Source organism: Pseudomonas fluorescens (genome assembly GCF_019212185.1).
Taxonomy (GTDB): Bacteria; Pseudomonadota; Gammaproteobacteria; order Pseudomonadales; family Pseudomonadaceae; genus Aquipseudomonas.
The window spans coordinates 121,223-146,042 of sequence record NZ_CP078138.1; the positions used below are offsets into that span (position 1 = coordinate 121,223).

At 61.2% G+C, this 24,820-nt stretch carries 20 protein-coding genes and 1 pseudogene; 11 read left to right on the forward strand and 10 right to left on the reverse strand.

What is annotated here, in order from left to right:
* The first annotated feature begins 83 nt into the window (after positions 1 to 83).
* Positions 84 to 1,484: a dihydrolipoyl dehydrogenase gene (lpdA, locus tag KW062_RS00565; RefSeq protein ID WP_105753542.1), complete on the forward strand. Its 1,401-nt coding sequence runs from the start codon at positions 84 to 86 to the stop codon at positions 1,482 to 1,484.
* 10 nt (positions 1,485 to 1,494) lie between these two features.
* Here the strand turns inward: lpdA and KW062_RS00570 are convergent, their stop codons facing one another.
* From KW062_RS00570 to KW062_RS00600, 7 genes are all read right to left on the reverse strand, one after another.
* Positions 1,495 to 3,633, reverse strand: a complete 2,139-nt coding sequence (locus KW062_RS00570; protein ID WP_105753541.1) for a hypothetical protein — start codon at positions 3,631 to 3,633, stop codon at positions 1,495 to 1,497.
* The gene (locus tag KW062_RS00575) at positions 3,620 to 4,819 is read right to left on the reverse strand and encodes a DUF3142 domain-containing protein (RefSeq protein ID WP_105753540.1); all 1,200 of its coding nucleotides are present in this window, start codon (positions 4,817 to 4,819) and stop codon (positions 3,620 to 3,622) included. The genes KW062_RS00570 and KW062_RS00575 overlap by 14 nt, the downstream gene beginning before the upstream one ends.
* A gap of 161 nt (positions 4,820 to 4,980) precedes the next feature.
* Positions 4,981 to 5,829, reverse strand: coding sequence for a class I SAM-dependent methyltransferase (locus tag KW062_RS00580; protein WP_105753539.1), 849 nt, complete (start codon positions 5,827 to 5,829; stop codon positions 4,981 to 4,983).
* Positions 5,823 to 6,977: an acyltransferase family protein gene (locus KW062_RS00585; RefSeq protein ID WP_105753538.1), complete on the reverse strand. Its 1,155-nt coding sequence runs from the start codon at positions 6,975 to 6,977 to the stop codon at positions 5,823 to 5,825. The genes KW062_RS00580 and KW062_RS00585 overlap by 7 nt, the downstream gene beginning before the upstream one ends.
* On the reverse strand, positions 6,974 to 7,840 hold the full coding sequence (locus KW062_RS00590) for a class I SAM-dependent methyltransferase (RefSeq protein ID WP_027616734.1): 867 nt from the start codon (positions 7,838 to 7,840) through the stop codon (positions 6,974 to 6,976). Before KW062_RS00590 ends, KW062_RS00585 begins: the two co-directional genes overlap by 4 nt.
* The gene (locus KW062_RS00595) at positions 7,837 to 9,120 is read right to left on the reverse strand and encodes a glycosyltransferase (protein WP_105753537.1); all 1,284 of its coding nucleotides are present in this window, start codon (positions 9,118 to 9,120) and stop codon (positions 7,837 to 7,839) included. Before KW062_RS00595 ends, KW062_RS00590 begins: the two co-directional genes overlap by 4 nt.
* The gene (locus tag KW062_RS00600) at positions 9,114 to 10,718 is read right to left on the reverse strand and encodes a glycosyltransferase (RefSeq protein ID WP_105753536.1); all 1,605 of its coding nucleotides are present in this window, start codon (positions 10,716 to 10,718) and stop codon (positions 9,114 to 9,116) included. Before KW062_RS00600 ends, KW062_RS00595 begins: the two co-directional genes overlap by 7 nt.
* 426 nt (positions 10,719 to 11,144) lie before the next feature.
* Between KW062_RS00600 and KW062_RS00605 the strand changes: the two genes are divergently transcribed.
* From KW062_RS00605 to KW062_RS00640, 8 genes are read left to right on the forward strand one after another with little or no spacing between them, the layout of a single operon-like run.
* Entirely contained in the window at positions 11,145 to 12,059 is a 915-nt protein-coding gene (locus tag KW062_RS00605; RefSeq protein WP_027616731.1) for a GDP-mannose 4,6-dehydratase, read from the forward strand.
* Positions 12,056 to 13,027 (forward strand): GDP-mannose 4,6-dehydratase, encoded by a 972-nt coding sequence (gene gmd, locus KW062_RS00610; RefSeq protein WP_105753535.1) that lies wholly within the window; start codon positions 12,056 to 12,058, stop codon positions 13,025 to 13,027. The genes KW062_RS00605 and gmd overlap by 4 nt, the downstream gene beginning before the upstream one ends.
* A 3-nt stretch (positions 13,028 to 13,030) precedes the next feature.
* Positions 13,031 to 14,473, forward strand: a complete 1,443-nt coding sequence (locus KW062_RS00615) for a mannose-1-phosphate guanylyltransferase/mannose-6-phosphate isomerase (RefSeq protein WP_027616729.1) — start codon at positions 13,031 to 13,033, stop codon at positions 14,471 to 14,473.
* Positions 14,474 to 15,271, forward strand: coding sequence for an ABC transporter permease (locus KW062_RS00620; RefSeq protein ID WP_027616728.1), 798 nt, complete (start codon positions 14,474 to 14,476; stop codon positions 15,269 to 15,271).
* Complete coding sequence (locus tag KW062_RS00625; protein ID WP_105753534.1) at positions 15,271 to 16,527, forward strand: ABC transporter ATP-binding protein; 1,257 nt, start codon at positions 15,271 to 15,273, stop codon at positions 16,525 to 16,527. Before KW062_RS00620 ends, KW062_RS00625 begins: the two co-directional genes overlap by 1 nt.
* A complete protein-coding gene (locus KW062_RS00630) occupies positions 16,524 to 17,900 on the forward strand; it encodes a glycosyltransferase family 4 protein (RefSeq protein WP_027616726.1) in 1,377 nt (458 codons plus the stop codon). Before KW062_RS00625 ends, KW062_RS00630 begins: the two co-directional genes overlap by 4 nt.
* Positions 17,884 to 19,014, forward strand: a complete 1,131-nt coding sequence (locus tag KW062_RS00635; RefSeq protein ID WP_105753533.1) for a glycosyltransferase family 4 protein — start codon at positions 17,884 to 17,886, stop codon at positions 19,012 to 19,014. Before KW062_RS00630 ends, KW062_RS00635 begins: the two co-directional genes overlap by 17 nt.
* A complete protein-coding gene (locus tag KW062_RS00640) occupies positions 19,015 to 20,145 on the forward strand; it encodes a glycosyltransferase family 4 protein (RefSeq protein ID WP_027616724.1) in 1,131 nt (376 codons plus the stop codon).
* Positions 20,146 to 20,154: 9 nt separating this feature from the next.
* On the opposite strand, the gene KW062_RS00645 is transcribed toward KW062_RS00640, so the two are convergent.
* The 3 genes from KW062_RS00645 to KW062_RS00655 all read right to left on the reverse strand — a co-directional run bounded on the left by KW062_RS00645 (position 20,155) and on the right by KW062_RS00655 (position 23,873).
* Positions 20,155 to 22,185 (reverse strand): pyridoxamine 5'-phosphate oxidase family protein, encoded by a 2,031-nt coding sequence (locus tag KW062_RS00645; RefSeq protein WP_105753532.1) that lies wholly within the window; start codon positions 22,183 to 22,185, stop codon positions 20,155 to 20,157.
* Between the two features lie 31 nt (positions 22,186 to 22,216).
* On the reverse strand, positions 22,217 to 22,840 hold the full coding sequence (locus tag KW062_RS00650) for a glutathione S-transferase family protein (RefSeq protein ID WP_027616722.1): 624 nt from the start codon (positions 22,838 to 22,840) through the stop codon (positions 22,217 to 22,219).
* 130 nt (positions 22,841 to 22,970) lie between these two features.
* Positions 22,971 to 23,873 carry a LysR family transcriptional regulator gene (locus KW062_RS00655; protein ID WP_105753531.1) on the reverse strand — a complete coding sequence of 301 codons (903 nt, stop codon included), beginning with the start codon at positions 23,871 to 23,873 and terminating at the stop codon, positions 22,971 to 22,973.
* A gap of 97 nt (positions 23,874 to 23,970) precedes the next feature.
* On the opposite strand from KW062_RS00655, the pseudogene KW062_RS28785 reads away from it, so the two are divergent.
* Together KW062_RS28785 and KW062_RS00660 are read left to right on the forward strand one after the other, a co-directional pair.
* A pseudogene (locus KW062_RS28785) lies at positions 23,971 to 24,105 on the forward strand (helix-turn-helix transcriptional regulator); the annotation flags it as partial.
* 156 nt (positions 24,106 to 24,261) lie between these two features.
* A complete protein-coding gene (locus tag KW062_RS00660) occupies positions 24,262 to 24,813 on the forward strand; it encodes a chalcone isomerase family protein (protein ID WP_027616720.1) in 552 nt (183 codons plus the stop codon).
* Positions 24,814 to 24,820: the final 7 nt, after the last annotated feature.

Below are 24,820 nucleotides of genomic sequence, written 5' to 3' on the forward strand. Positions count from 1 at the left end.
CTGCGCAGCGCAAATATTACAAGCATAATATTATCTGGTCGCTACGTTTAATCTCCATCGCACACCGACACAGGAGTAATGCCATGAGCACCTACGACATCGTGATTCTGGGAGGCGGCCCCGGCGGCTACAACGCGGCGATCCGCGCCGGCCAACTGGGGCTCAAGGCCGCCTGTGTCGAAGGCCGAGCGACGCTGGGCGGCACCTGCCTTAATGTGGGCTGCATGCCGTCCAAGGCACTGCTGCACGCGTCCGAACTCTATGAAGCGGCGATGGGAACGGAATTTGCCCACCTGGGGATCGAGGTCAAGCCGACGCTCAATTTGGCGCAGATGATGAAACAGAAAGCAGAAAGCGTTGCTGGCCTGACCAAGGGCATCGAATTCCTGTTTCGCAAGAACAAGGTCGAGTGGATCAAAGGCTGGGGTCATATCGATGGCCCGGGCAAGGTCAGCGTCACCGACGTCGAGGGCAATAAAACAGAACTGCTGGCCAAGGACATCATTATCGCCACAGGCTCTGAACCGACGCCGCTGCCTGGCGTCACCATCGACAACCAGCGCATTCTCGACTCCACGGGCGCCCTGTCCCTCAGCGAAGTGCCCAGACATTTGGTGGTCATCGGGGCCGGGGTGATCGGCCTCGAACTTGGCTCGGTCTGGCGTCGTCTCGGAGCGCAGGTCACGGTGGTTGAATACCTCGACCGCATCTGCCCGGGCACCGACCTGGAAGCGGGTAAAACCCTGCAACGCGCCCTCGGCAAACAGGGCATCAATTTCAAACTGGGCACCAAAGTGACTGCAGCAACCCCCTCCCCCACAGGCGTGCAACTGAGCCTGGAAGCGGCGGCGGGCGGCAGTGCCGAATCACTCGAGGCGGATTATGTGCTGGTGGCTATCGGACGCCGGCCGTTCACCCAGGGCCTTGGCCTCGAAAACGTAGGCCTGACCACTGATTCACGCGGCATGCTGAGCAACCGTGGTCATCGCACCGAAGTGCCCGGGTTCTGGGTGATCGGTGATGTCACCTCGGGGCCGATGCTCGCCCACAAGGCCGAAGACGAAGCCATGGCCTGCGTCGAGCAAATCGTCGGCAAGGCTGGCGAAGTAAACTACGAGTTGATCCCCAGCGTGATCTATACCCGGCCGGAACTGGCCAGTGTCGGCAAGACCGAAGAGCAACTCAAGGCTGAGGGACACGCCTACAAGGTCGGCAAATTTCCGTTCAGCGCCAACAGCCGGGCCAAGATCAACCATGAAACTGAAGGCTTTGCCAAAGTCCTCGCCGACGAGCGCACCGACGAGGTCCTGGGCGTGCATCTGGTCGGACCGAGTGTCAGCGAGATGATTGGCGAGTATTGCGTGGCCATGGAGTTCTCGGCCTCGGCCGAGGATATCGCGCTGACCTGCCACCCACACCCGACACGCTCCGAGGCCTTGCGTCAGGCCGCGATGAATGTCGAGGGGATGGCGACCCAGATGTAACCACCTTTTCTTAACGCGCCCGGCGCCGGCGCAGCATCAGCAAGCCGGCGCCAACCACCAGGAGGATCGCAGTCACCTGCAACGTACGTTTGTAGGGGCGCAAGCCCGTACGCAGACCGTCCAGCGACTGGGTCACGTAACGTTTGTTGGCCGCAGTGAAATCGGGTTGCTGGCATTGCTGCCCGAAGTTCTCCGCCCAAGGCACGTACGGCCCTTGTTCGACATAGCGCCGGTATAACGCGCTCTGGTCGGCAAGGCTGGTGCCCCAACCCGAAGCCTGGCAAAGCACCGCGGCGAATGCCTGGCTGCTGTGGGGCAACAGATCGGCCGCTTGGCTCGCCAACCCAGTGGCGACGTAGCGGTAATGGAAACGCAGATCGGGTTGCGCGGCGCTGGCTTGTTGGCGCTGTACCTCGGCATCGGAAATCAGCGGTGCAGGCTTGATCTCAGGGATGTCCAGGCTGAAATTACCCTCGAAGGTGGCGTAGTCCGGCGCCATCTCGTAACCGAGCAACTCCATGCCATGCTCACGGGCCAAACGGCCGGCGTCGTAGAAAGCTTGCGCGCGTTTGGTCGGCCACCATCCCGATTGCGCCTGCTCGCGTAAGTCACCGTATTCCTTGGCCAGCACCTGCAATTGCGGGTTTTCGAAGTACGCCGGCGCTTGCTCGAAGCGCTGTTCACGCAATAAGCGACGCCCCAGCAGATCACGCAATCGCGCGGCTACCGGGATCGGCTCGTAGTTGTCGCGCTGCGCCTGAGTCAGGGGGGCCGGAGCCGGAACCTGTTGATCGACGAACTGCTTGAGTTCATCGACCGTCAGTACGCGTTCCGCCACCTGCGCCGCATCCTGCCAATACAGGTCCTGGCTGCGATAGAGCTGCTCGAAGGCTTGCAGGTAGTCACCGCGCTCCAGGGCCAGTAAGGCACTTTCGCCCTCGACCCGGCAACCCGGCTTGAGGGTTTCGAAGTCGCCACTCGCCGTGTCGCGATAGCCCCAATCCTCGTCCTGCGGAAAGGCTTTCGCCGCTTTTGCGTAAGCGCTCACGGCCGAGGCTTTGTCGCCATCGCGCAGGGCAATTTTCGCCCGCAACCACCACGCCAGGCCGCCGTCACCGGCATGCTCCAGCAAGGTTTTGCTGGTAGCGTAATCACCCACCTGATAGTTCAGCGCCGCCAGGCGATCGGCATTGTCGAGGCTGCCGGCGGTGTTATGCAGCAGCGCCTTGATCATTTTTTGCTCAGTCGGCGGTTGTTCGCCAAACGACCAGCCGACATGGCTGATCAGCGCCGCCGTGACCAACTGCTGCACCGCCTTGCCCTCGAGCAAGCGATTGAGTTGGGCCTCAGGTAGCGCATTGAGTTCCTGCACCAACTGCTTGAGCGAGCTATAACCCACCGGCGACCCCAGCGAACTCTGGCTGGCATACAACTCGACAGCCGTGTTCCAGTCACCGGCTTGACGCACCACTCGCGCCTCTTCACCCAGGCTGGCAATGCCCAGGTCCAATGGGTCGCTGAAGCCGTCGATGCTCAGTTGCCGGGCCTGGGAAAAGGCCTCGCGCGCCTGTTGCAAAAGGTCGTGGCGCTCGGCGTCATCCAGCTCGCTGGCCTGCTGACTGACAGCGACCAACGCCCGGCCCAGCGAATACGCCGCCCAGGTGCTGCGCAACCCACGCTGATCGGCCGGCAACGCCAGCACTTGGCGGAAATACTCCGCCGCCAGCGCCGCGTCGCCGGCATTGAAAGCGACCGCGCCGGCCGTGTACAGGCTCAGTTCGGCGGCCAGGCCCGCGCTCTCCGCTTGCACTCGCTGAGCAGTGCTCAAGGTTCGCAACTGCGCCACCAGCGTGCGCTGAGCGTCGTTCAAGCCCACTTGCTCCGCCGCAGTCCGCGCCTTCAGGTAGGGATCTTCGTCACTGCCATAGTCATAACGGGGAACCGTGGCCGTCGCCGGCTTGAGCCCGGTAATCGCCTTGCCCAGTCGATTGACCTCGAACTGGAAACTGCCTTCCGGCAACTCGCCGAGGGTCTGTGCCCGATCGCCCAGCAGGCGCAGTGGGAAATCCGGTCCGCAGGCCAGCGCCGTGCCCAGCGGCACACTCAGGCTAATGGCCAACAACAGCCGCGACCCGTTACGGGAAAACATGTGAACCTCCTTGATCGATGGTTGTGCAGCGTGCCCAGCCCAACGTGCGCTGGGCACCGGCAGGCAGGCGGCCGTCCTTGAGACGGCTGAATTCGAGTTGCCCTGGTGTCTGTTGCAACGCGTAGCCGTTGAGCCCGTCTGCCGCCTCACACTGGGTCGCCGCCAGCGTCAGCCGTGCCGGCAAGGCGCTGTCGAGGTTGCCATCATTGCGCAGGACGATGTCGTAGAGACCGTCGTTACCGGAAAGGTTCAGTGCCAAACCGCTGCGCAGCGGATTGCCCTGGGCCACAGCGCGCAAAGTGGTCAGGCTCCAGGCGCGTCGATCACCCGCAAGCGGCAGGCGAAACCAGATCAGGCCGGCGAGATGGGCTGGCGGTGCATGACGCAATTGAGCGGCCAAGGTCGACAGTTGTTGCGGGTCAGCCATCAGTTCACGGCGCTGCCCACCCTGCTCGATGGGTACCTCGCTTTCCACCAGCGGCGCCCCGCCATCGCCCGGCAGCACGGCGATACCGTAGGCCGGTAATGCCAGGTAGAACGGTTTGTCAGTCGCCCGGCTCCAGCGCTCCGCCCACTGCTTGGCCTGCACCGGATCGAACAAACCCCGTTTGGGATCGCTGACGGCGTGTACTTGCAACACGCTGCTGTCGACTTGCGCCAGAAGACCGGGCAGCTGCGGGCTGTCGAGCCAGGCCGGCAATGCGGTGATGCTCAATTTCAAGGAAACCGGCAGCGCATTACGCAACGTCTGGAGAAACTGCCGATAGGCCGGCAGCCGCGCGGTCCCGGCGTCGTGGTCGATTTCCACACCCGCCAGCGTCAGGCTCTGGGCCTGCCAATCGGCGGCTACCTGAAGGATTTGTTTGATGGTTTCGCTAGCGTCCAGCTGCTTGAGCTGCCCATCTAGCCGCACCACCGCAATCAATGGGCGCGCGTCGATTTTCAACAGGGCGCTATCGATCTGCGCCCGGCGCCAGCCAGCGTGTGGATGATTTTGCAGCGCCAACACTCGCAGGGTTGAAAACCCGTCACGCGATTGCGCCAGGGCCTCGGCATGGGCCGGGGTCCATTGCCGTTGCCAGATGTAGAGTTGTTGATCGAGGGACGGCGTACTTGATTGCCCGCAACCGCCTAGGAGCGCGAGGCTGCACAGCAGTGCACAACGCAGGAAATGAATCGTCGACATAACTGGCCTGTGGCTGCTACGGCACTGCCTTTGTAGGAGCGAGCCTGCTCGCGAAGGTCTTCAACGATGACGTTGTTAACCTGACACCCTGCGGCGAACTCAGGTTCTTCGCGAGCAGGCTCGCTCCTACAAGGGGCAGTGCTCGTGCAAATCACGCCAGCCTACGCAGCCTCCGGCTTGCGGGCAATGATCACCTGACTTTTCGCCACCACCCCATCCAGCGCCTGTTTGATCTGCGCCCCGCGCGGTGATTCCAGCACTGCATTCCAGGTCTCGGCCCAGTGATTGAGTAACGGGTGATCGGGATTGCTGAACTCGACCTTGGCTTCCCAGAACAACAGCATCCACAGCGACCAGTAAAAGCCGTATTGGCTATGACTGATCACTTCCAACCCGGCATCGCCGACCATCTGCTTGAACTGCGCCTCGCTGATGATGCGAATGTGGTTGGGCTTCTGGAAATACTCGTCGGCCGCGATGCCCTTTTGCAGGTCTTCGGAACTCGGGTGCGGCACGCTCAGCAGATACAACGCACCGGGTTTGCCGACGCGCACCAGTTCGCAGAGGAACTGCGCCGGGTCGTCGACGTGTTCGATAACTTCGGTGGACACCACGCGGGTCGCCGTTGCGTCGGCAATCGGTAGCGGCGCGCAATCGGTGACATGGCATTCGACGCTTTGCGCAATGGTATCGCCCAGGCGCTGGCGAGTGGCTTCGACCTTGGCCGCGTCGATATCAGCAATGATGATGTGCGCGCCACGGGTGGCACAAAAATGCACATTTCCACCGTCGCCGCAGCCGACATCCAGCAGCGTGTCGTCAGCGGTCACCGGGAAACCGGTAAACAGTTCGCCGGTCTTCTGGTTGAACCAGCCACTGAGCACCGCATCGCGCAAGCCCAGCATGTAAGGATCGACTTTATTCATGGGTGCGGTGACCGGCGCAGCCTCAGGTTGCACAGGTGCAGGGGCAGCAGCGCCCGCGGTCAGCTTCTTCAGCAGGCTCAGCATGAGGTAACTCCAGGTGATGGCAGGGGGTTGCGGGACGCACTCAAGCGTTTCACCAGCGCCGCGCCGCGATTACGCATGGGCATTTCGATCAAGCGATAGTTCAGCTCGCTCAACAGCACGATCAGCCCGAATGCCAGCACCAGCGTGACGACGGGATGCCCGGCCGGGCTCGGCAGCGAGGCCGCCTGAAGACGAAAGGTCAGCTCCCGCACCAGCGAGTAGGCCGGGATGTGAATCAGGTAAATGCCGTAGGAGCGGCTGCCGATCCAGGTCATCAGGGTCTTGAACAAGCCCGTCGGCATCAGGTAATCGCGGTTGTAGGACGCCAGCCAGACCAGCACCGCACTGAGCACGGCAATGGCACCGATGCGGTAATTCGTGAAGGTAAAACGATCGGTCGCCAGGAAGCTCATAAGCAACGCGATCGCCAGCAACAGCGATACCCCCGCCCAAGACCGACGCAGAAAAGTCGGCTCCCAACGCCAGTAACCCGACTGCGCACTCCACATCGCAAGCAATACGCCGAGCGCCAGGGCGTCGGTGCGGATCACCATCAGGATCGGTGTGCGCAGGGTCAACAGTTGCACCGCCACCAGCGCTAGCAACGCCCACACCAGGTACTTGCGGCACAGCAGGATCAGCAGCGGGAATAACAGATAGAACTGCTCCTCCAGCGACAGGCTCCAGTACACAAAACTGATGCCATATTCGTAGTGGAAGAAACTGTCGGCGAAACGAAAGTTGGCGTATTGCAACACCCCGGCCAGCGTCGCCTGCAGGTTGGCGCTCACGCTGCCAAAGGCGCCGGAGCGGTTGAGAAACAGGCAGGCCAGCAGCATCAGCGCCAACCACAGCCAGGCCGATGGCAACAGGCGAAAGGCGCGGCGCAGCCAGAAATTGCGTGTCTGCTGCCAGTACTCCTGACGCGTGGTGCAGCCTTGCAAGGCGGGAATCAGGCTGCGGGCAATGACAAAACCGGAGATCGCGAAGAACAGATCGACGCCCCACCAGGGTTGCCCAAGCGCATGGATCGCATCCAACAGTGGCAACGGCGTGGCAAACAAGCTGCCTTGCAAATGATGAAACAGCACCCCGAGCACGGCGATACCGCGCAACAGTTCGATGTCCATGATCCGCGTGTTGCTCATGCCTGGTCCTCGGCTTTCGGTTTGCGGGCAATGATCACCTGGCTCTTGGGCATGAACTGATCCAGCACCCGCTTGATCGCCAGCCCGTCGGGTTGCATCAGCAGGTCACGCCAGGTACGCGCCCAGCCTTCCATCAGCGGCGGGTACGGTGCCTGGATCCGGTCACGCACCGCCCCGCCCATGTCCTTGCCAGCCGCGCGTTCGCTGGCCCAGAAGAAGATCATGCCCATAACCCAGAAAAAGCCGGTGGCCTGGCGGTGCTCGATGATCAGCCCGGCGTCTTCGACCAATGCGCCGAAACGTTCGTGGGAGAAAATCTGCACATGGTTCGGTGCCTGGAAATAACCGGCCGGGGCTATCCCCTGCTGCAGGTGTTCACCCACCGGTGCCGGCACGCTGAGCAAATACTGGGCGCCCGGGCGCCCCATGCGCACCAGCTCGGCCATGAACCGCTCGGGTTCGTCGACGTGCTCCAGCACCTCCATGCACACCACTTTGCTCGCGCAGCCATCCGCCAGGGGTAACGGCAGGCTATTGCTGACCAGGCCCAAGGACGGAGCCTGACTCTGTGCCTCGACCAATCGAGCGAGGTCGCGGACCTTATCCTGTTCGCTGTCGGTAAAAATCACCGACGCGCCCTGGCGCACGGCAAACAAGGTCGCCGCCCCTTCGCCGCAGCCGACATCCAGCAGCGTATCGTCGGCGCTGATGGCAAAGCCCTTGAGCAACTCGCCGCTGGCACCGAGAAACCAGCCATCGAGCACCGCATCGGTGAAGCCGCAATCACGCGGCGACACCGCAGTTTCAGGTTCCACCACCGGTGCAGGCGCAGGGCGCAGCCAATCGAGCAGACGCCCGATCACGCCGGTTTCGCCTGTGCCGCCACGTCCGCAAGGAACATGCGCAGTCGCTGCTCGGCGACCGCCTGGCTGCAGAACCCTTGCAGCCGGTTGACGGCATGGGCGGCCATGCGCGCATAACGCACCTGATCGTGTTTGGCTACGGCGTAGCTGGCTTGATACGCCGAGCACAACGAGTCCCAATTGGTCACATAACGCAGCGTGCGGTAAGCCGCGCGCGGGTCGTGGGGCCAGGCGGTGAGTTCGTCAGTGGAGTCGACGATGAAGGCGTTATCGGCGTCGATATAGTCCGCCATCGCCGTGTTGAACGGTGCAACAGCCGGCTTGCCGCAGGACATGAACTCCATCAGCGGCAGGCACTGGCCCTCGCCGAACGAACTGTTGACCACAAAACTGGTGGCCTCCACCAGGCGCTCATAATCCGCGTCGGCCAGGAAGCCGTGGATCAGTACCACACGGCAGCGGAACGACTGATTCTTGTACAGGTGGTGGAGCATGTCGTTCAACGCATCAGAGATGTCATGGTGGGTCAGTTTCAACACCAGCGTGGCATCTGCCGTATCGCGGAAGGTCGTGCAGAACGCACTGAGCATGTCCTGCCAATTCTTGCGGCCATCGTAGGGATTGAACACCGAGGTGTAGATCACTCCGTCCAGTTCGACCTGGCAATCCCCCACCGGCCTGTCGAAAGACACCGGCTCGCCCTCGCGCAACGCAGGCGGACCATAGGGGCGCAAGTCGAGGGTACGACTGTCGAGCAACAGGCCACGCAGGTTGAGCGTCACCCGTTGCGCCAGCGCAGATTGCCCCAGAGCCTGGCCGCGATGGGCAAAGCGATCCCAGACCGGCGCCGGAATGGCACTGACGGGATAGGCCGGGCCCATGGCATCACGCACGGCCTGTACGGTGAAGCTGGAATGGGTGATAGCGGCACCGGCGGCCTCCAGCACCACGCGCCAGTCGTGGCGGGGTTCGCCGTGCCAGGTATCGGTGGGAATGGTGCTGAACTCCCAGGCGAAAACCGGAATGGTAGGACAGGCGTAGTGGATCGGCGTGCGATGAGGCGGCGAGAACGACAGGAACACACAGTCTTCGCCGCGGCTGCGGCAATCGAAATACAGGCGATCGACCAGTTCGTCCGGGTCGCTCACCTCGATCACCTGGCCGATGCGCTCCAGCACCGGGCGGAACTCTTTGAGCACAAAGTAATAGCTGTACTCGGGCCGACCGAGGTTCTGCTCGATGTTACTTTTGTTGGTTTCCGAATGAATGATGATCAGCATGATGCGGCCCCCGTCACAGCGACCTGCACCTGCGGCACATCGTCGAGAAAATCGCCAAGGCGCTGCTGTACCCCAGCGAAATTGCAGTACTCACGCATGCGTTCGTTAGCCGCCAGCGCCATCACCTGGTAGCGCTCGGGCTGCTCTTTCGCCATTTGGTAGCTGGCCAGATAAGCATTTTTCAACGACCCCCAATCCGGGCGATGGGAAACCGTGCGATACAGAATCCGCGAGTCCTGCGGCCATATCGCAGGTTGCTGACTGGAGTCGACGATGAACGCGACGCTGTCGTCGATGTAATCCAGCATCGCCGTGTGCCGAGGGGCGATCACCGGTTTGGCGCACGCCATGAACTCCATCAACGGCAGGCACAGACCTTCGCAGCGCGAAGCGTTGACATAGAAACTGGCGGCGCCGTACAGCCGGGAAAACTGTTGATCGTCCAGATAGCCATGCATGACTAACACGCGGCAACTGAAGGGCGAGAGTTGCGACAACAGCGTGAGCATGTGCACGTAATAGGTGGACAGGTCCTTCTGGGTCATTTTCAACACCAGGGTCGCGTCCTCGACATCACGCATCGCCCAACAGAACGCGGTGATCAACTGGTGCCAGTTCTTGCGCCCGTCATCGGGGTTGAACACGCTGACGTAGATCACGCCATCGACCTGGGTTTCGACCACTGCATCGGTCGCGGGAAACTGCGCTTGTGGGTGCATCTCCTCGACCGGCGCTTCGATGACGATCACCTCCTCCACCTCCGGCTCCACCTCGACCATCGGCTCCGGCTCCGGCTCTGCTACTGCTTCGACCGGGCGGTTGCCACGCAGCCGTGCCCGCAGGCTGTCCGGCAGCAGGTCGCTAAAGCCTTCGATGTAGGTCTGCCGCAGGTAATGCTTGGCGATGAACAGCCGGCGCCGCCAGGTCAGTGACGGCGCCTCGACGACAACGAGCGGTTCGGGTTCGGGAATCGGCTCTGGCTCTGGCTCTGGCTCTGGCTCTGGCTCTGGTTCTGGCTCAGGGATAATGGGCGCGATCAGGCCGTCAGCGGACAACCCCAAGCCCCGGCTGTCGATAATGCAACCCTGGATCTGCAGAGTGGCGCCCGGATTGACCGGGGTACTCGGAAACTGCTCACGAATCTCGGCGAATCGCTCCCACAGCGGTGTTGGCAGCACCAGCACCGGAAAGTCCTCACCCAACGCCCGGCGCACGGCTTGCGCGGTATGCGTTGACAGGGTGATCACACGGCCATGGCGCGCCAGGGTGCGACTCCAGTCCTGCTGAAAGTCGTTGTCCCAGTGTTCGGTGGGGATCGAGTCAAACTCCCAGGCCACTACGCAGAGCGTCGGGCAGCTCAGGTCGCAGGGAGTCTTGTGGGGTGGCGCGAACGACACGAACAGAGCTTCTTCACCTTCGGCGGCAAGACGCCGAAACAGCGGATCGACCTCGCCGACCGAGTCCACCACATGCACCCGGCCAAGACTCTCAAGAACCGGACGATAAGCCTTGAGCACGAAGTAGTAGCTGTATTCAGGACGGCCGAGACTCTGGCTGATCGAGCGGTCGTTCACATCCGAGTAAAGAATGAAATTCATGGCATCCCACGATGAGGGCGCCCCTTGGGCAACCTCACTCTGATGACGGCACAGCCACGGCTCGACCCGCACTTGCGGAGTTCGTCAGCGTCTGCATGCCCGTCTACGTTCTTGTTTTTTTGGTCAGTTCCAAGTGTCGAAAGACCCCTGAGCTGATCGCTGGGCAATGGTGCTGAGAGGCATTCTAAACACATCCGTTGGGGGTTCGTGAACACCGCAGGCGAATTAATACGATCGTCCCAATGAGAACTCATCAGTCACGATGAGACCTGTTGAAATTACCGCGCAATTGGCACAGATTGACGGGCAAACAACTACAACAACAACTTTGCTTACCAGAAATTCCTAATGGATTTGTAGGGCTATTCGGAATAGCAACCAGGAATTCTGGTGATGACAGAGTTGACCGACCAAGGGGACCGCTGCGTGAAAAAGCGTCTGTTCGTTACGGGCCTGAATGGATTTGTCGGCCGACATCTCCAGACGCGCCTGAACGCCGCCGACTCGCAATGGGAGTTGCTGCCAGCTGCCGCAGGCTATGACCTGCGCGAACCACAAAGCCTTGAAGGCCTGTGGCCGCAATTGCCCGACGCGGTGATTCATCTCGCCGGCCAGACCTTCATCCCCGAAGCCTTCCGCGACCCGGCCAATACCTTTCAGGTCAATCTGCTGGGCACCCTGAATCTATTGCAGGCGCTCAAGGGACGTGGCTTCCAGGGCACTTTCCTGTATGTCAGTTCCGGCGACGTCTATGGCCAGGTTGGCGAAGAAGCCTTGCCCATCGACGAGCGACAAGCGCCCTGCCCGCGTAACCCGTACGCCGTTAGCAAACTGTCGGCCGAACTGCTGAGCCTGCAATGGGGCATGACCGAAGGCTGGCCGGTGCTGGTCGCTCGCCCGTTCAACCATATCGGCGCCGGTCAGGCTGACAGCTTTGTCGTCGCCAGCGCCGCCCGGCAGATCTGCCGAATCCGCCAGGGCCTGCAAGCGCCTGAGTTGCAAGTGGGCGATATCGACGTCACTCGCGATTTTCTCGATGTGGGCGATGTGGTCTCGGCCTACCTGGCCCTGCTCGCCAAGGGTGAACCGGGCCAGGTCTACAACATTTGCTCCGGTGTCGAGCAGAGCGTGCGTGGGCTGATCGAGCAACTGGCCGACCTGGCCCAGGTCGAGGTTCAACTGATTCAAGACCCTGCACGCATGCGCCGTGCAGAGCAGCGTCGCGTCTGCGGCAGCCATGCCAGGCTGCAGCAGGCCACAGGATGGACGCCAGAACTGACAACACAACAATCTCTGCGGGCGATCCTGTCCGACTGGGAGTCACGGGTAAGACAAGAATGACTAAAAGTGCATTGATCACGGGGATCACTGGCCAGGACGGCGCGTATCTGGCCAAGCTGTTGCTCGATAAGGGTTATGAAGTCTACGGCCTGGTTGCGCGGCGCAGCAGCGATTCGCGCTGGCGCCTGCGGGAAATGGGCGTCGAAAGTGCCATTCACTACCTTGATGGTGACATGGCCGACGCCTGTTCAGTGCAGCGTGCGGTGATCAAGGCCGCGCCCGACGAGGTGTATAACCTGGCGGCGCAGAGCTTTGTCGCGGCGTCCTGGGATCAGCCGGTGACCACGGGCATTGTCGACGGCTTGGGCGTGACCCACCTGCTCGAAGCGATCCGCCAGTTCAGTCCGCACACCCGCTTTTATCAGGCCTCGACCAGCGAAATGTTCGGCCTGATCCAGGCCGCGCAACAGGACGAGAACACCCCGTTCTACCCGCGCAGTCCGTACGGCGTGGCCAAGCTTTATGGTCACTGGATCACCGTCAACTACCGTGAAAGCTTCAACCTCCACGCCAGCAGCGGCATCCTCTTCAATCACGAGTCACCGCTGCGCGGTATCGAGTTCGTGACCCGCAAGGTCACCGACGCCGCTGCCCGGATCAAACAGGGCAAACAACAGGAGCTACGCCTGGGCAACATCGACGCCAAGCGGGACTGGGGCTTTGCCGGTGACTACGTCGAAGCCATGTGGCTGATGCTGCAACAGGACAAGGCCGACGATTTCGTGGTCGCCACCGGCGTCACCACCACGGTGCGCGAGATGTGCCAGATCGCCTTCGACCATGCCGGCCTCGACTATCGTGATTACGTGAAGATCGACCCGGCGTTCTTCCGCCCGGCTGAAGTCGACGTACTGCTGGGCAATCCGGCCAAGGCACAGCGACTGCTGGGCTGGAAACCGAAAACCGATCTGCAGACCCTGATCCGCATGATGATGGATGCGGACATGAAACGAGTCGCCAAGGAGTAGGCCATGCTGATACCTGTGATTCTTTCTGGCGGTGCCGGTACACGGCTCTGGCCGGTTTCGCGTGAAGGCCATCCCAAGCCGTTCATGATGCTGCCCGATGGCGAGACGCTGCTGGGCAAGACCTACCGGCGGGCCGCTTCGCTGCTGGGCAGTCACGGCGACATCGTTACCGTGACCAATCGCGACTACTACTTCCAGAGCAAGGATCACTACCAGCAGGCTCACCTGGGTCATCATCGCGGGCACTTCATCCTCGAGCCGACCGGCCGCAACACCGCGCCAGCAATTGCTGCCGCAGCGCTCTCGCTGCAAGCGCTGCACGGCGACGACGCGATCATGGTGGTGATGCCGGCCGATCACCTGATCCGCAACGAAGAGGCGTTCCGTGCAGCGGTGAAACACGCGGTGAAGCTAGCCGAGTCCGGACACCTGGTGACTTTCGGCATCATTCCCACCGCGCCGGAGACTGGCTTCGGCTACATCGAGCGTGGTGAGCAACTGGATGAGCAAGGCGCATCCCGGGTCGCACGCTTTGTCGAAAAGCCCGATCTGCAAACCGCGACCCACTACGTCGAAAGCCAGGCGTTCCTGTGGAATTCGGGAATGTTCTGCTTCGCCATCAGCACCTTACTGGCAGAACTGAAAATCCATGCCCCGGAGCTGCTGGAGCAGGCGGACTGTTGCCTGGGGGCCAGCGCCGTGGTGGAAACCGGTGGCTGCCTGCAACAGGAACTGTCAACCGCGCACTTCGCGCAAATGACCGACATTTCCATCGACTACGCCTTGATGGAGCGCTCGGAAAAAGTCGTGGTGATTCCGGCCGGATTCGACTGGAGCGACATCGGTTCCTGGGGTGCAGTCAGCGCCCTGCTGCCAGCCGACGCACAGAACAACCGCGCCAGCGGCGAAGCGCTGTTTATCGACAGTCGCGACAACTACGTGCAAAGCGACGGGCGCATGGTCGCGACCGTGGGTGTGGATAACCTGATCGTCATCGACACCGCCGACGCCGTGCTGATCGCCCATGCCGACCGCGCGCAAGACGTGCGCAAGGTGGTCAAGCAGCTCAAGGACAACGACCACGAGAGCTATCGGCTGCACCGGACCGTCTGCCGTCCGTGGGGCACCTACACCGTGCTCGAGGAAGGGCCGCGCTTCAAGATCAAGCGCATCGTGGTCAAGCCCGGCGCCAAGCTGTCCCTGCAAATGCACCATCATCGCAACGAACACTGGGTGGTGGTCGAGGGCATGGCCAAGGTCACCAACAATGGTTCGGGCACACATCTGGTCGCCAAGAACGAGTCGACGTTCATCGCGGCCGGGCACAAGCATCGCCTGGAAAACCCAGGAGTGATCGACCTGGTCATCATTGAAGTGCAAAGCGGTGAGTATCTGGGAGAGGACGATATTGTCCGCTTCGAAGATCAGTACGGAAGGACGGTCTGAATGCTGCTTAACCTGTACCGCTCGATGCGCAGTTATCGTGGCTTCATCCTCGGTAGCGTCAAGCGGGAGTTTCAATCGCGGTATCGCAATTCGTTGTTCGGCGCGCTCTGGACCGTGCTCAACCCGCTGTCGATGATCGTCGTCTATACGGTGATCTTCTCGCAGATCATGCGGGCCCGCCTGCCGGGCGTGGATGACGGATTGGCCTATAGCGTGTACCTGTGCGCAGGCCTGCTGACCTGGGGCCTGTTCTCGGAGATCACCCTGCGCAGCCAGAGCATGTTCCTGGAAAACGCCAACCTGCTGAAGAAAATCAGCTTCCCGCGAATCTGCCTGCCGGTGATCGTGCTACTCAACGCCGGGATCAACTTTGCGATCATCCTCGCCCTGTTCATCGGCTTCCTGCTGATCAGTGGCCGCCTGCCCGGCATGGCGTTGCTGGCGCTGGTGCCGCTGCTGGCGTTGCAGGTGATGTTCTCGGCGGGGCTGGGGATGATTTTGGGTGTGCTCAACGTGTTTTTCCGCGACGTCGGGCAATTCTTCGGGATCCTCCTGCAGTTCTGGTTTTGGCTGACGCCCATCGTTTACCCGATGTCGATCCTGCCGGAAGACATCCAGCGCGTGCTTGCACTCAATCCGCTGACCGCCTTGATGCACAGCTACCAGAACGTATTCCTCTATAACCAATGGCCGGACTGGAGTTCGCTGACGCCACTGCTGGTGGTCGGCCTGTTGCTCTGTTTGATGGGGCTGCGGCTTTTCCGCCAGCGCGTTGGTGAAATGGTGGATGAACTCTAATGGGACACATACGCGTCAGTGGCCTGGGCAAGGCCTACAAACAGTACCCCAATCGCTGGAGCCGCCTGCTGGAATGGCTGGTGCCTTTCTCCCGGGTTCGTCATCAACAGCATTGGGTGCTGCAGGGTGTCGACTTTGAAATCCCGGCCGGTGAAGCAGTGGGGATTGTCGGGGTCAACGGCGCCGGCAAAAGCACGTTGCTGAAAATGATCACCGGCACCACCCAACCCACCTGCGGGCAGATTCACCTGCAAGGGCGGGTCGCCGCGCTGCTTGAACTGGGCATGGGCTTTCACCCGGACTTCACCGGCCGCCAGAACGTGTTCATGGCCGGCCAGTTGCTGGGCATGCAGGTCGAGGAAATCGATGCACTGATGCCAGAGATCGAAGGCTTCGCCGAAATCGGTGCAGCCATCGATCATCCGGTGCGCACCTACTCCAGCGGCATGCAGATGCGCCTGGCGTTCAGCGTCGCCACCGCGCGCCGGCCCGACATTCTGATCGTCGATGAAGCCCTGTCGGTGGGTGATGCCTACTTCCAGCACAAGAGTTTCGAGCGCATCCGCAGCTTCCGCCGTGACGGCACCACCCTGCTGATCGTGTCCCATGATCGCTCGGCGATTCAGTCGATCTGCGACACCGCGATCCTCCTGGAAAAAGGCCGCATGGCCATGCACGGCAAACCAGAAGAGGTGATGGACTACTACAACGCCATGCTCGCCGAACGCGAAGGGCAGATCGTGCGCCAGGAAATGCTCGCCAACGGCCAGGTGCAAACCATTTCCGGCACCGGCGAGGCGACCATCCACAGCGTGCGCCTGCTGGACCAACGTCAGCGTTCGGTGGAGGTTGCCGAAGTCGGCCAGCTGATGGTGCTGGAAGTGCAGGTCGATGTGCGCCAGGACATCGAGCGCCTGGTCCTCGGCTTCCTGATCAAGGACCGCCTGGGCCAGGCCATGTACGGGATCAACACCCATCGCCTGGACCAGGCCCTGACCGACCTGCAGGCCGGCGAACGCGTGACCTACCGCTTCGCCTTCCCCATGCGCCTGGGCAAGGGCAATTACTCGGTGGCCTTGAGCCTGTCGCGCCTGGATTCGCACCTTGACCGCAATTTCGAATGGCGCGACTACGGCCTGGTGTTTCACGTCATCAATAACCGTCAGGAAGATTTCGTCGGCTGTTCCTGGCTGGAAGCCCAGACCAGCATCAGCCGCTCATCCATTACACCCGTGAATCCGGAGACAACTTCATGACGCGTTTGCTGGTTGAATGCACCTATGTGTTCGAATACCCGGAGGCCAATTCGGGCATCCAGCGCGTGGTGCGAAACGTCATCCGCGAGTTGCCAAAAAAAGACCCTTCATTGCAGTGCATTCCGGTAGTGATGCTCAACGACGCGTTGTATGAAGTGACCAGCCTCGCCCCGCTGGCGGTGCCCAAGCTCGACCTGATGGGCCTGCGCGTACGCCTGGAGCAAATCGCCAGCAAATTCTGGCTGCTGCACCGTAAGCTGGAGCGACGCCGGCCATTTTGCCAATCGAATTTCGCCCGACGGGTGCTATACGTGGGTTGCCGGCTCGCCGTGTTCGGCGCCTTGAGCGTGCCGATTCGCCTGCTCAATTTCTGCCTAAAGCGCCAGGAAATCCCTACTCGCTGCAAACCTTTGCAACATCAGGCGGGTGATCAACTGGTGCTGCTGGACTCGTCCTGGCAAACCAATTTTTTTCCCCTGGCCGAACAACTCAAGCGTGATGGGGTGGGCATCGTTTCGGTCGTCTATGACTTGATTCCGCTGACTCATCCTCAGTTCTGCGACGCCGGTCTGGTGCGCGTATTCAGCGACTGGTTCGACTGGATCACGAAAACCGCCGACGGCTATGTTGCGATCTCCGAAACCATTCGCGATCAGGTCCACGATGAAATGCTCCGACGAGTGGGCCCGACGCAGGTGGCGCAACGCTGGTTCGACTATTTCCACCTCGGCAGCGAACTGGATCTGTGCGACGACTCAACGCCGGTGGATCCGGCGCTCAAGCAGATGTTCAAAAGCAAGGACCCGGTGTTCCTGATGGTCAGCACCATCGAGCCGCGCAAGAACCACAGTTACCTGCTCGATGCCTTCGAAATAGCCTGGGCCAATGGTTCGCGGGCCCGGCTGTGTATTGCCGGACGGATCGGCTGGAAATGCGATGCGCTGATCGAACGCATCCGCAAACACCCCGAGCTCAATAAACGCCTGTTCATGTTCAACGACCTCAGCGATCGCAGCCTGGAGCACGCTTACTCCAACGCCACTTCGCTGGTGTTTCCCTCGCATGTCGAAGGATTCGGCCTGCCATTGGTGGAGGCCATGCAACGCGGCTTGCCGGCGATGGGCAGCGATATTCCGGTATTCCGCGAGATCGGCGGGCCGTTCATGGCGTACTTCGATCTGGACGATCCGCAGAATCTGGTGAATCTGATCAGCGAAATGGAGACCACCGGTCGCTTCCCGGCAGAACGCAACGTCAGCGAATGGCGTTGGCTCGGTTGGCGCGAGGCCAGTGCGCAGTTGATCGAGCGGGTCATGAGCCATGTGCACAAGCCTGCGGTGCGCGTCGAGAAGCAGCATGCAGATTGCTCTTAACGCGCGCATCCTCCAGGCCCCGCGTACCGGTATCGGGCATTACCTGACAGAGCTGATTCACGCTCTGAGCCAGGAATCCGACGTTGAGTTGTCGCTGTTCCACGGCTGGGGCTGGAGCCCGGTGCTGCCAGCCGCCGCGCTGCCGGGCTATTCGCGGATCACCCCGGTGCTACGGCAGATTCCCGGTGCCTATCAGGCCCGGCGCTGGCTGGAACAACGGCGCTTCGACAAGGGCCGGCCACAGACGGTCGACCTGTACCACGAACCGAGCCTGTGGCCCTTGGCGTTCAAGGGCCCGACCATCGTCACCCTGCACGACCTGACCCACGTGCACTACCCCGCGACCCAACCGGCGGCGCGCCTGAAGGAAATCGAACGGCGCCTGGAACAGGGCGTGAAGCAGGCCAGTCTGATTCTCACCGACTCACAGTTCATTGCCGACGAGGCGCAGGCCTATTTCGGTCTGGGGCCGGAGCGTTTCATCGTCGCCCCGCTGGGCGCCGCGCCACGTTTCCACCCGCGTACCGACGATGAATTACGCAGCGTACTGCTCAGCCACGGCGTCGAGCCCCGTGGCTATTTCCTTTGTGTCGGCACCCTGGAGCCGCGAAAAAATCTGCTGCAGGCGTTGCGGGCCCATGCCCTTCTGCCGGAGTCGATGCGCCAGCAATTTCCCTTGCTGATCGTCGGAATGGCCGGCTGGAAGACCGAACAACTCAATGAAGAACTGCGCAAGCGCATGCTTGAAGGCACGGTCTGCCTGCTCGGCTATTTGTCCGACGAGCATGTGGCTCAATTGATCGCCGGTGCCCGAGCGCTGATATTTCCTTCGTTGTATGAAGGCTTCGGCCTTCCAGTGCTGGAAGCCATGGCCAGCGGCACGCCGGTGGTCGTCACCCGGCGTTCGGCGATGCCGGAGGTCGCGGGCGCTGCCGGCAACTATATTGAACCCCATGACCTGAACGGCTTGCGCGATGCCATGAGCCGGCTGGTCGATGATCAAACGCATTGGCAAGCATGCCGAGAAGCCGGGCTGCAACAGGCGCGGCTTTTTTCCTGGAATCGTTGCGCGACGCTCACCGCTCGCGCTTATCGCCAGGCTTTGGGAGGTTGAATGCGCGTCCTTCATTTCTTCAAAACCTATCTGTCGGAAAGCGTGGGCGGCATCGAGCAGGTGATGTTCGAGCTGTGCGAAAGCGGCGTTGCGCACGGGATAGAAAGCCAAGTCCTGACTCTGAGTGCCAACCCGGTACCGGTAGTGATTCCATTCGGTCAGCACCAGGTTCATCGCGCCAAGTTGGATGTGCAGATCGCCTCCACCGGTTTTTCTTACAGCGTGCTCAAACAATTTCGTGAGCTGGCGGCTGAGGCTGACGTGGTCAACTACCACTTTCCCTGGCCGTTCATGGACCTGGTGCACTTTCTCAGCGGCATGAACAAACCCAGCGTGGTTACGTACCACTCGGACATCATTCGCCAGAAGCACTTGCTGACCCTTTATCGACCCTTGATGACGCGCTTCCTCGCCAGCGTTGACCGGATCGTCGCGGCATCGCCGAACTACCTGCAAACCAGCGATGTACTCAAGCAATTTCCGCAAAAAACCCGAGTCATTCCCTATGGACTGAACAAATCGGCTTACCCCAAATCCGACCCCGAACGCATGGCCCGATGGCGTGAGCGCCTGGGCGAGCGGTTCTTCCTATTCGTTGGCGTGATGCGTTACTACAAGGGCCTGCACATCCTCATCGAAGCGCTCAAGGACGTGGACTACCCGGTGGTGATCGTCGGTGCCGGTCCGCTGGAAAGCGAGTTGCAGGCCCAGGCTGCAGCCTTGGGTTTGCGCAACATCAAGTTCGTCGGGCGCCTCGACGACGCCGACAAGGCCGCCGTGCTGGAGTTGAGCTACGCCATGGTCTTTCCGTCGCACCTGCGATCGGAAGCCTTCGGCATCTCGCTGCTGGAAGGCGCGATGTACGGCAAGCCGATGATCTCCAGCGAAATCGGTACCGGCACCAGCTTCATCAACAACCACGGCGAAACCGGCCTGGTGGTGCCGCCAAGTAATCCCCAGGCCTTCCGTCAGGCCATGCGCACTCTGTGGGATAACCCAGTGCAAGCTGCCACCATGGGCATCAAGGCCGAAGCTCGCTACCGACAGCTATTCACCGCCGAGGAAATGGGCCGCCAGTGGGCCCGCTTGTATGAGGAATTACTGGCGGAAAAAACCCTGTCGTTTGCCTGAGGCGAAGTCTTACAACTCCAGCACCAGCGGCTGCTCGCCCTTGGCCGGAATCGCACAGCAGATCAGCACCTCTCCGTCTCCCGGCAACTCCGCCGGGGGCTGTGGATAATTCACCTGTCCGCTTATCAGGCGCGTCCGGCAAGTGCCACAAGAGCCTCCCCGACAACTGAACTCCGGACGCAGCCCCTGGCTCTCCGCCAGTTCCAGCAAGCTGCCTGCCTCCGGCTGCCACCGCGCGTTGATCTGCGCGTTTTGAAAGGTCACCGTCACCGCGCCAGTGGCTGCGGCCGGTTGCTCGATGACCGGGGCCAGTGGGTCAGGTCTGCGACGCAACGTCGAGGGCCCGAAAGTCTCGGCGTGAATCCGTTGATCGTCCACATCCAGATCACGCAGTTCGTCATACAGGGCCTGAGTAAAACCGCCTGGGCCACAGAGGACGAAGTCCGCTTGATCGTAGTCCTCGATCTGCAGCACCTCCTGCACCAAGGCCAGATCGATACGCCCACGCCGATCGAAGTCCACGCCCTCCTGCGCCTCCGGCTCCGGTTGGCTGAGCACGCGCACCACCTGCACGGTACCGTCGCCGTTCTCCAGCAAGCGATCCAACTCAGCGCGAAACGGCTGGTCAGCAAGGCTGCGAGAACTCTGCAGCAGCCAACTCGGCCGGGTGTGGCGGGTGCGTTGCCCTTGGTAAACCACCTCGCGCAACATCGACAACAACGGCGTAATTCCCACGCCCGCGGCCAGCAACACCAAGGGCCGGCGCTCGTCAGCAGCGACAGTGAAATGCCCTTGGGGCGCACGCGCCTCGATCACATCACCGACCTTGATTCGCTCATGCAAGTGCGACGACACCCGCCCCTCACGCTTGACGCTGATGCGCATGAAATCATCGGATGGCGCGCTCGACAGGCTATAGGTACGGATGTGCACCTGGTCATCAAGGGTGAAACGCACCGGCAAATGCTGCCCCGCCTGGAACAACGGCAAGCCGGCATCATCCCCCGCTTCAAGGTAGATCGAGCGAATATGCTGACTCTCGCGCTCAATCCGGCTGACCCGCAGGGGCCGCCACCGATCACCCAATGCCCGCGCTTGCAAACGCGCCGCCGCCTGCTCCCAGGTCCCGGTCAGCAAACTGTTGGGGGAAACCCCATCAAAGCGCCAGCGCAACGCCAACGCCGCAGGCCGCCGGACTACCTGCTCGACATGCAGCTTCCACAGCCGCTCGGCGCCCTGAAATGCCTCCACCAATGGCCCCTCAAGGAGGATCTCGGTGCGGCCGGTGAGTTGCAGCAGGTCGCCTGTTTTGAAGTCGATAAACAGCAGGCCGGCACGCGGGTTTAGCAACAGATTGCCCAAGGTGTTGAAGTGCAGGTTGCCGGCAAAATCGGGGACTGTCAGGCAATCACCTTCGATTTTGACGAAACCCGCCTGACCGCCACGATGGGAAACATCGACCGAGCGAGCGTTATCCACATCCACGTAGCTGGCGATAAAAAAAGTGTCGGCTGACTCAATCACCGCTTTGGCAGCGTCATCCAGCCCATCCAGGTGCTGCGCCTTGCGCGTCGCCGGATCAGCCAAAGGCACCGTCTCAAACTGGCGCAGCTGGATGTATTGCGGGCAATTGCCGAAAGCCTGCTCGACTTCAACACTCAAGCCTTGATCATCGAGTGCGCCCACTCGACCATTGAGGCGGTTGCGGCGCCGGGTGTGGAGTTCGATTCCGAGCATGCCGATCGCCGCACCGGCTTGCAGTTGTGCCGGGTCGTCGGACGCCGGCAGGCTGTCGAGCTGCAACAGCGCTGGCGCCGGGGAATGAGCAAAACCGACTGGGCCCTCGAGGATGCTGGCCCAGGGATTGCCCTGGGCATCAACTGCGCCGAACAGCATGAACGGCAGTTGGCTATAGAACTGCCGGTGTTGATCCGGCATTTCCTTGCGGATGACCTTGCGCCCAAACGCCTCCATGCGCTCAGCTACTCCAACGCGAGCCTGCAACTGTTGCTCGCCGGCATGCCACGGTGAAAGCTCCATGACCTCACTCCCCTGCGCACATGGCGCAATCTCAGGCGGTTTGCAGACCAGCCACAGTGCGTGGCATGGGCACGAAGCCGGGCAACGCTTCGATCCGCGCCAACCAGGCACGCACGTGGGGATAGTCGGCCAGCGAGACATTGCCTTCCGGAGCGTGGGCGATATAGCTGTAAGCCGCGACATCGGCGATGGTCGGTGTGTTATCGACCAGGTAGCTCGAGCTGACCAGTTCCTGATCCATCACTTTGAGCAAGGCATGGGCACGGGCGATAACCTCATCGGCGTTGAACGTTGCGCCGAACACCGTAATGAGTCTTGCAGCGGCCGGACCGAAGGCAATCGGCCCGGCAGCCACCGACAGCCAACGCTGCACTCGCGCCGCGCCGAGCGGGTCGCTGGGCAGCCACCGCCCGTTGCCATACTTTTGTGCCAGGTACACCAGGATCGCATTGGAGTCGGCCAGCACCACGCCCTGATCATCAATTGCCGGCACTTGGCCAAAGGAATTTATTTTCAGGAAATCCGCTTGTTTGTGCTCACCCTTAGCCAGATCGACGAAGATCAGCTCCGTGGGCAGCTCCAGCAACGACAGCATCAGCTCCACGCGGTGGGCGTGTCCTGAACGGGGGAAGTTGTAGAGTTTGATGGCGTGCATGATTGGCTCCGGGACTGATTGGCGCGGTTCCGGGTTGGATCGCGCTGTTGAGAGCCATCTTGCGCCGCGTTGAAAAACAACAGAATCACCAGAAAAGACAATCCATTATTTCAGCCAGTGCAATAACGCATCAGCTACGTAACGATGGATGCTCGCGTAAGGCGTGGACGGCGTAGTCGACAAAACTGCGAACCCGCGCCGGCGCCTTGCGTCCACCCTGGTACACCACGTGAATGGGCATGGGCGGAAGTTCAAAGTCTTCGAGGACTATTTCCAACTCACCCGCCGCCACCTTCCCCGCAACCTGGTATGAAAGCACTCGGGTCAGCCCTAAGCCGAGGCTCGCGGCACTGATCGCCGCCTGATTGGCGGTCGTCACCAATCGCGGTTCGAGACGCACATTCAAGGTTTCGCCCGCGACCCTGAACGGCCAACTACGCTGCTGGCCTACGGCGGAGGTCGCAATGATCCGTGCCCGTTGCAGGTCCTCGGGATGGGTCGGCCGACCATGCTGCTCCAGGTAAGCCGCAGAGCCGCAGACCACTCGTCGCACCTGGCCCACCAGCACCGCGTGTTGGCTGCTGTCCGGCAGATCGCCGATACGTACCGCGACATCAACGCCCTCTTCGACCATGTTCACCACCCGGTCGACCAGCAAGGCATTGATGCTGACCTCGGGATACTGCTCAAGGAAACCGACCATCACAGGCGTGACGTACAAGTCGCCAAACAACACCGGCGCGGTGACCGTCAGTTGCCCACGAGGTTGCGCGTGACTGCCCGCCGCCGACGCTTCAGCTTCCTGAATGTCCGCCAGAATCCGCCGGCAGTCTTCCAGGTATCGCTGCCCGGCCTCAGACAGGTGCACATTGCGCGTGGTCCGAATCAGCAACTGCGTGCCGATACGCACCTCCAGCGCCGCCACCGCCCGAGTCACGCTGGCCGCCGACAATCCCAACCGCCGCGCCGCCGCCGAGAAGCCCTGCTCCTGGGCAACGGTGGTGAAGACTTGCATTTCCTGTAGCCGATCCATAGGGGTCCTCGGGGACAATTTGATACCCGCGCTGTAGCACTAGGTAACACGATAGCCCCGTTGCGGTGCATCTTTTCAACGGCTTGCCGCCGCCCGCCTGCTGGACCTGCCCGCTGGGCACTCTCGGCTGTCGGGTTTGAGTCACTGGTTGCGGCAAATATGTCCGATCGACCATTTCGTGCTGTTCGTCTACGAAGGCAATCATGGGCCATTGGCGTTGTTCGACACCTTCTAGCCCCGGCACGGTGAAGATTCACCGCAAGAACATCTACGCCAAACTCGGTATCGGCAGTCAGTCTGAACCGTCACGCTTGAGACGTTAGCTGTACAAAATCATTATTTGGTATAACTTTTAAAGACGTCGATTGAGTCTTGTCGAGGTCTATGCATGACCATGCAGAAGGGCCGCTTAACCTCCCTCCTTATCTGCCTTGTTCTGATACTCCAGAGTGCAGAACTATTGGCGGGTTGGCGCGAGGCTTTACCCGATGCTCGTCGGTTGGGTAGCGGGGAGATGCGCGTCTTTGGGCTCTCCATCTACAGCGCGCAATTCTGGAGCCAACGCCTGATTGCCGGTGACCCGCTGGATTCTGATGCGCCTTTTGCGCTGGAGCTGACCTACAGTCGGGCTGTTAGTCGCGATGATCTGGTTGAGGCCAGCCTTAAGGAAATCCGTCGCCTGTCGCCCAACTCCCTGAATACAGAGCTGATGACCCGCTGGGAGCGAGAGATGCGACAGGCGTTTGTCGATGTGCGTGCCGGTGACCGCATCACCGGAGTCTACATGCCTGGAGAGGGCGCCCGTTTTTACGTCGGCGAGACGCTCCAGCATGTGGTTAGGGATGAGGCGTTCGCCAAAGCCTTTTTTGCCATCTGGCTTGACCCCCGAACACGCAATCCGGAGCTGCGCGCCCAATTACTGGGTGCAGCTAAACCCTGAGAGCGTG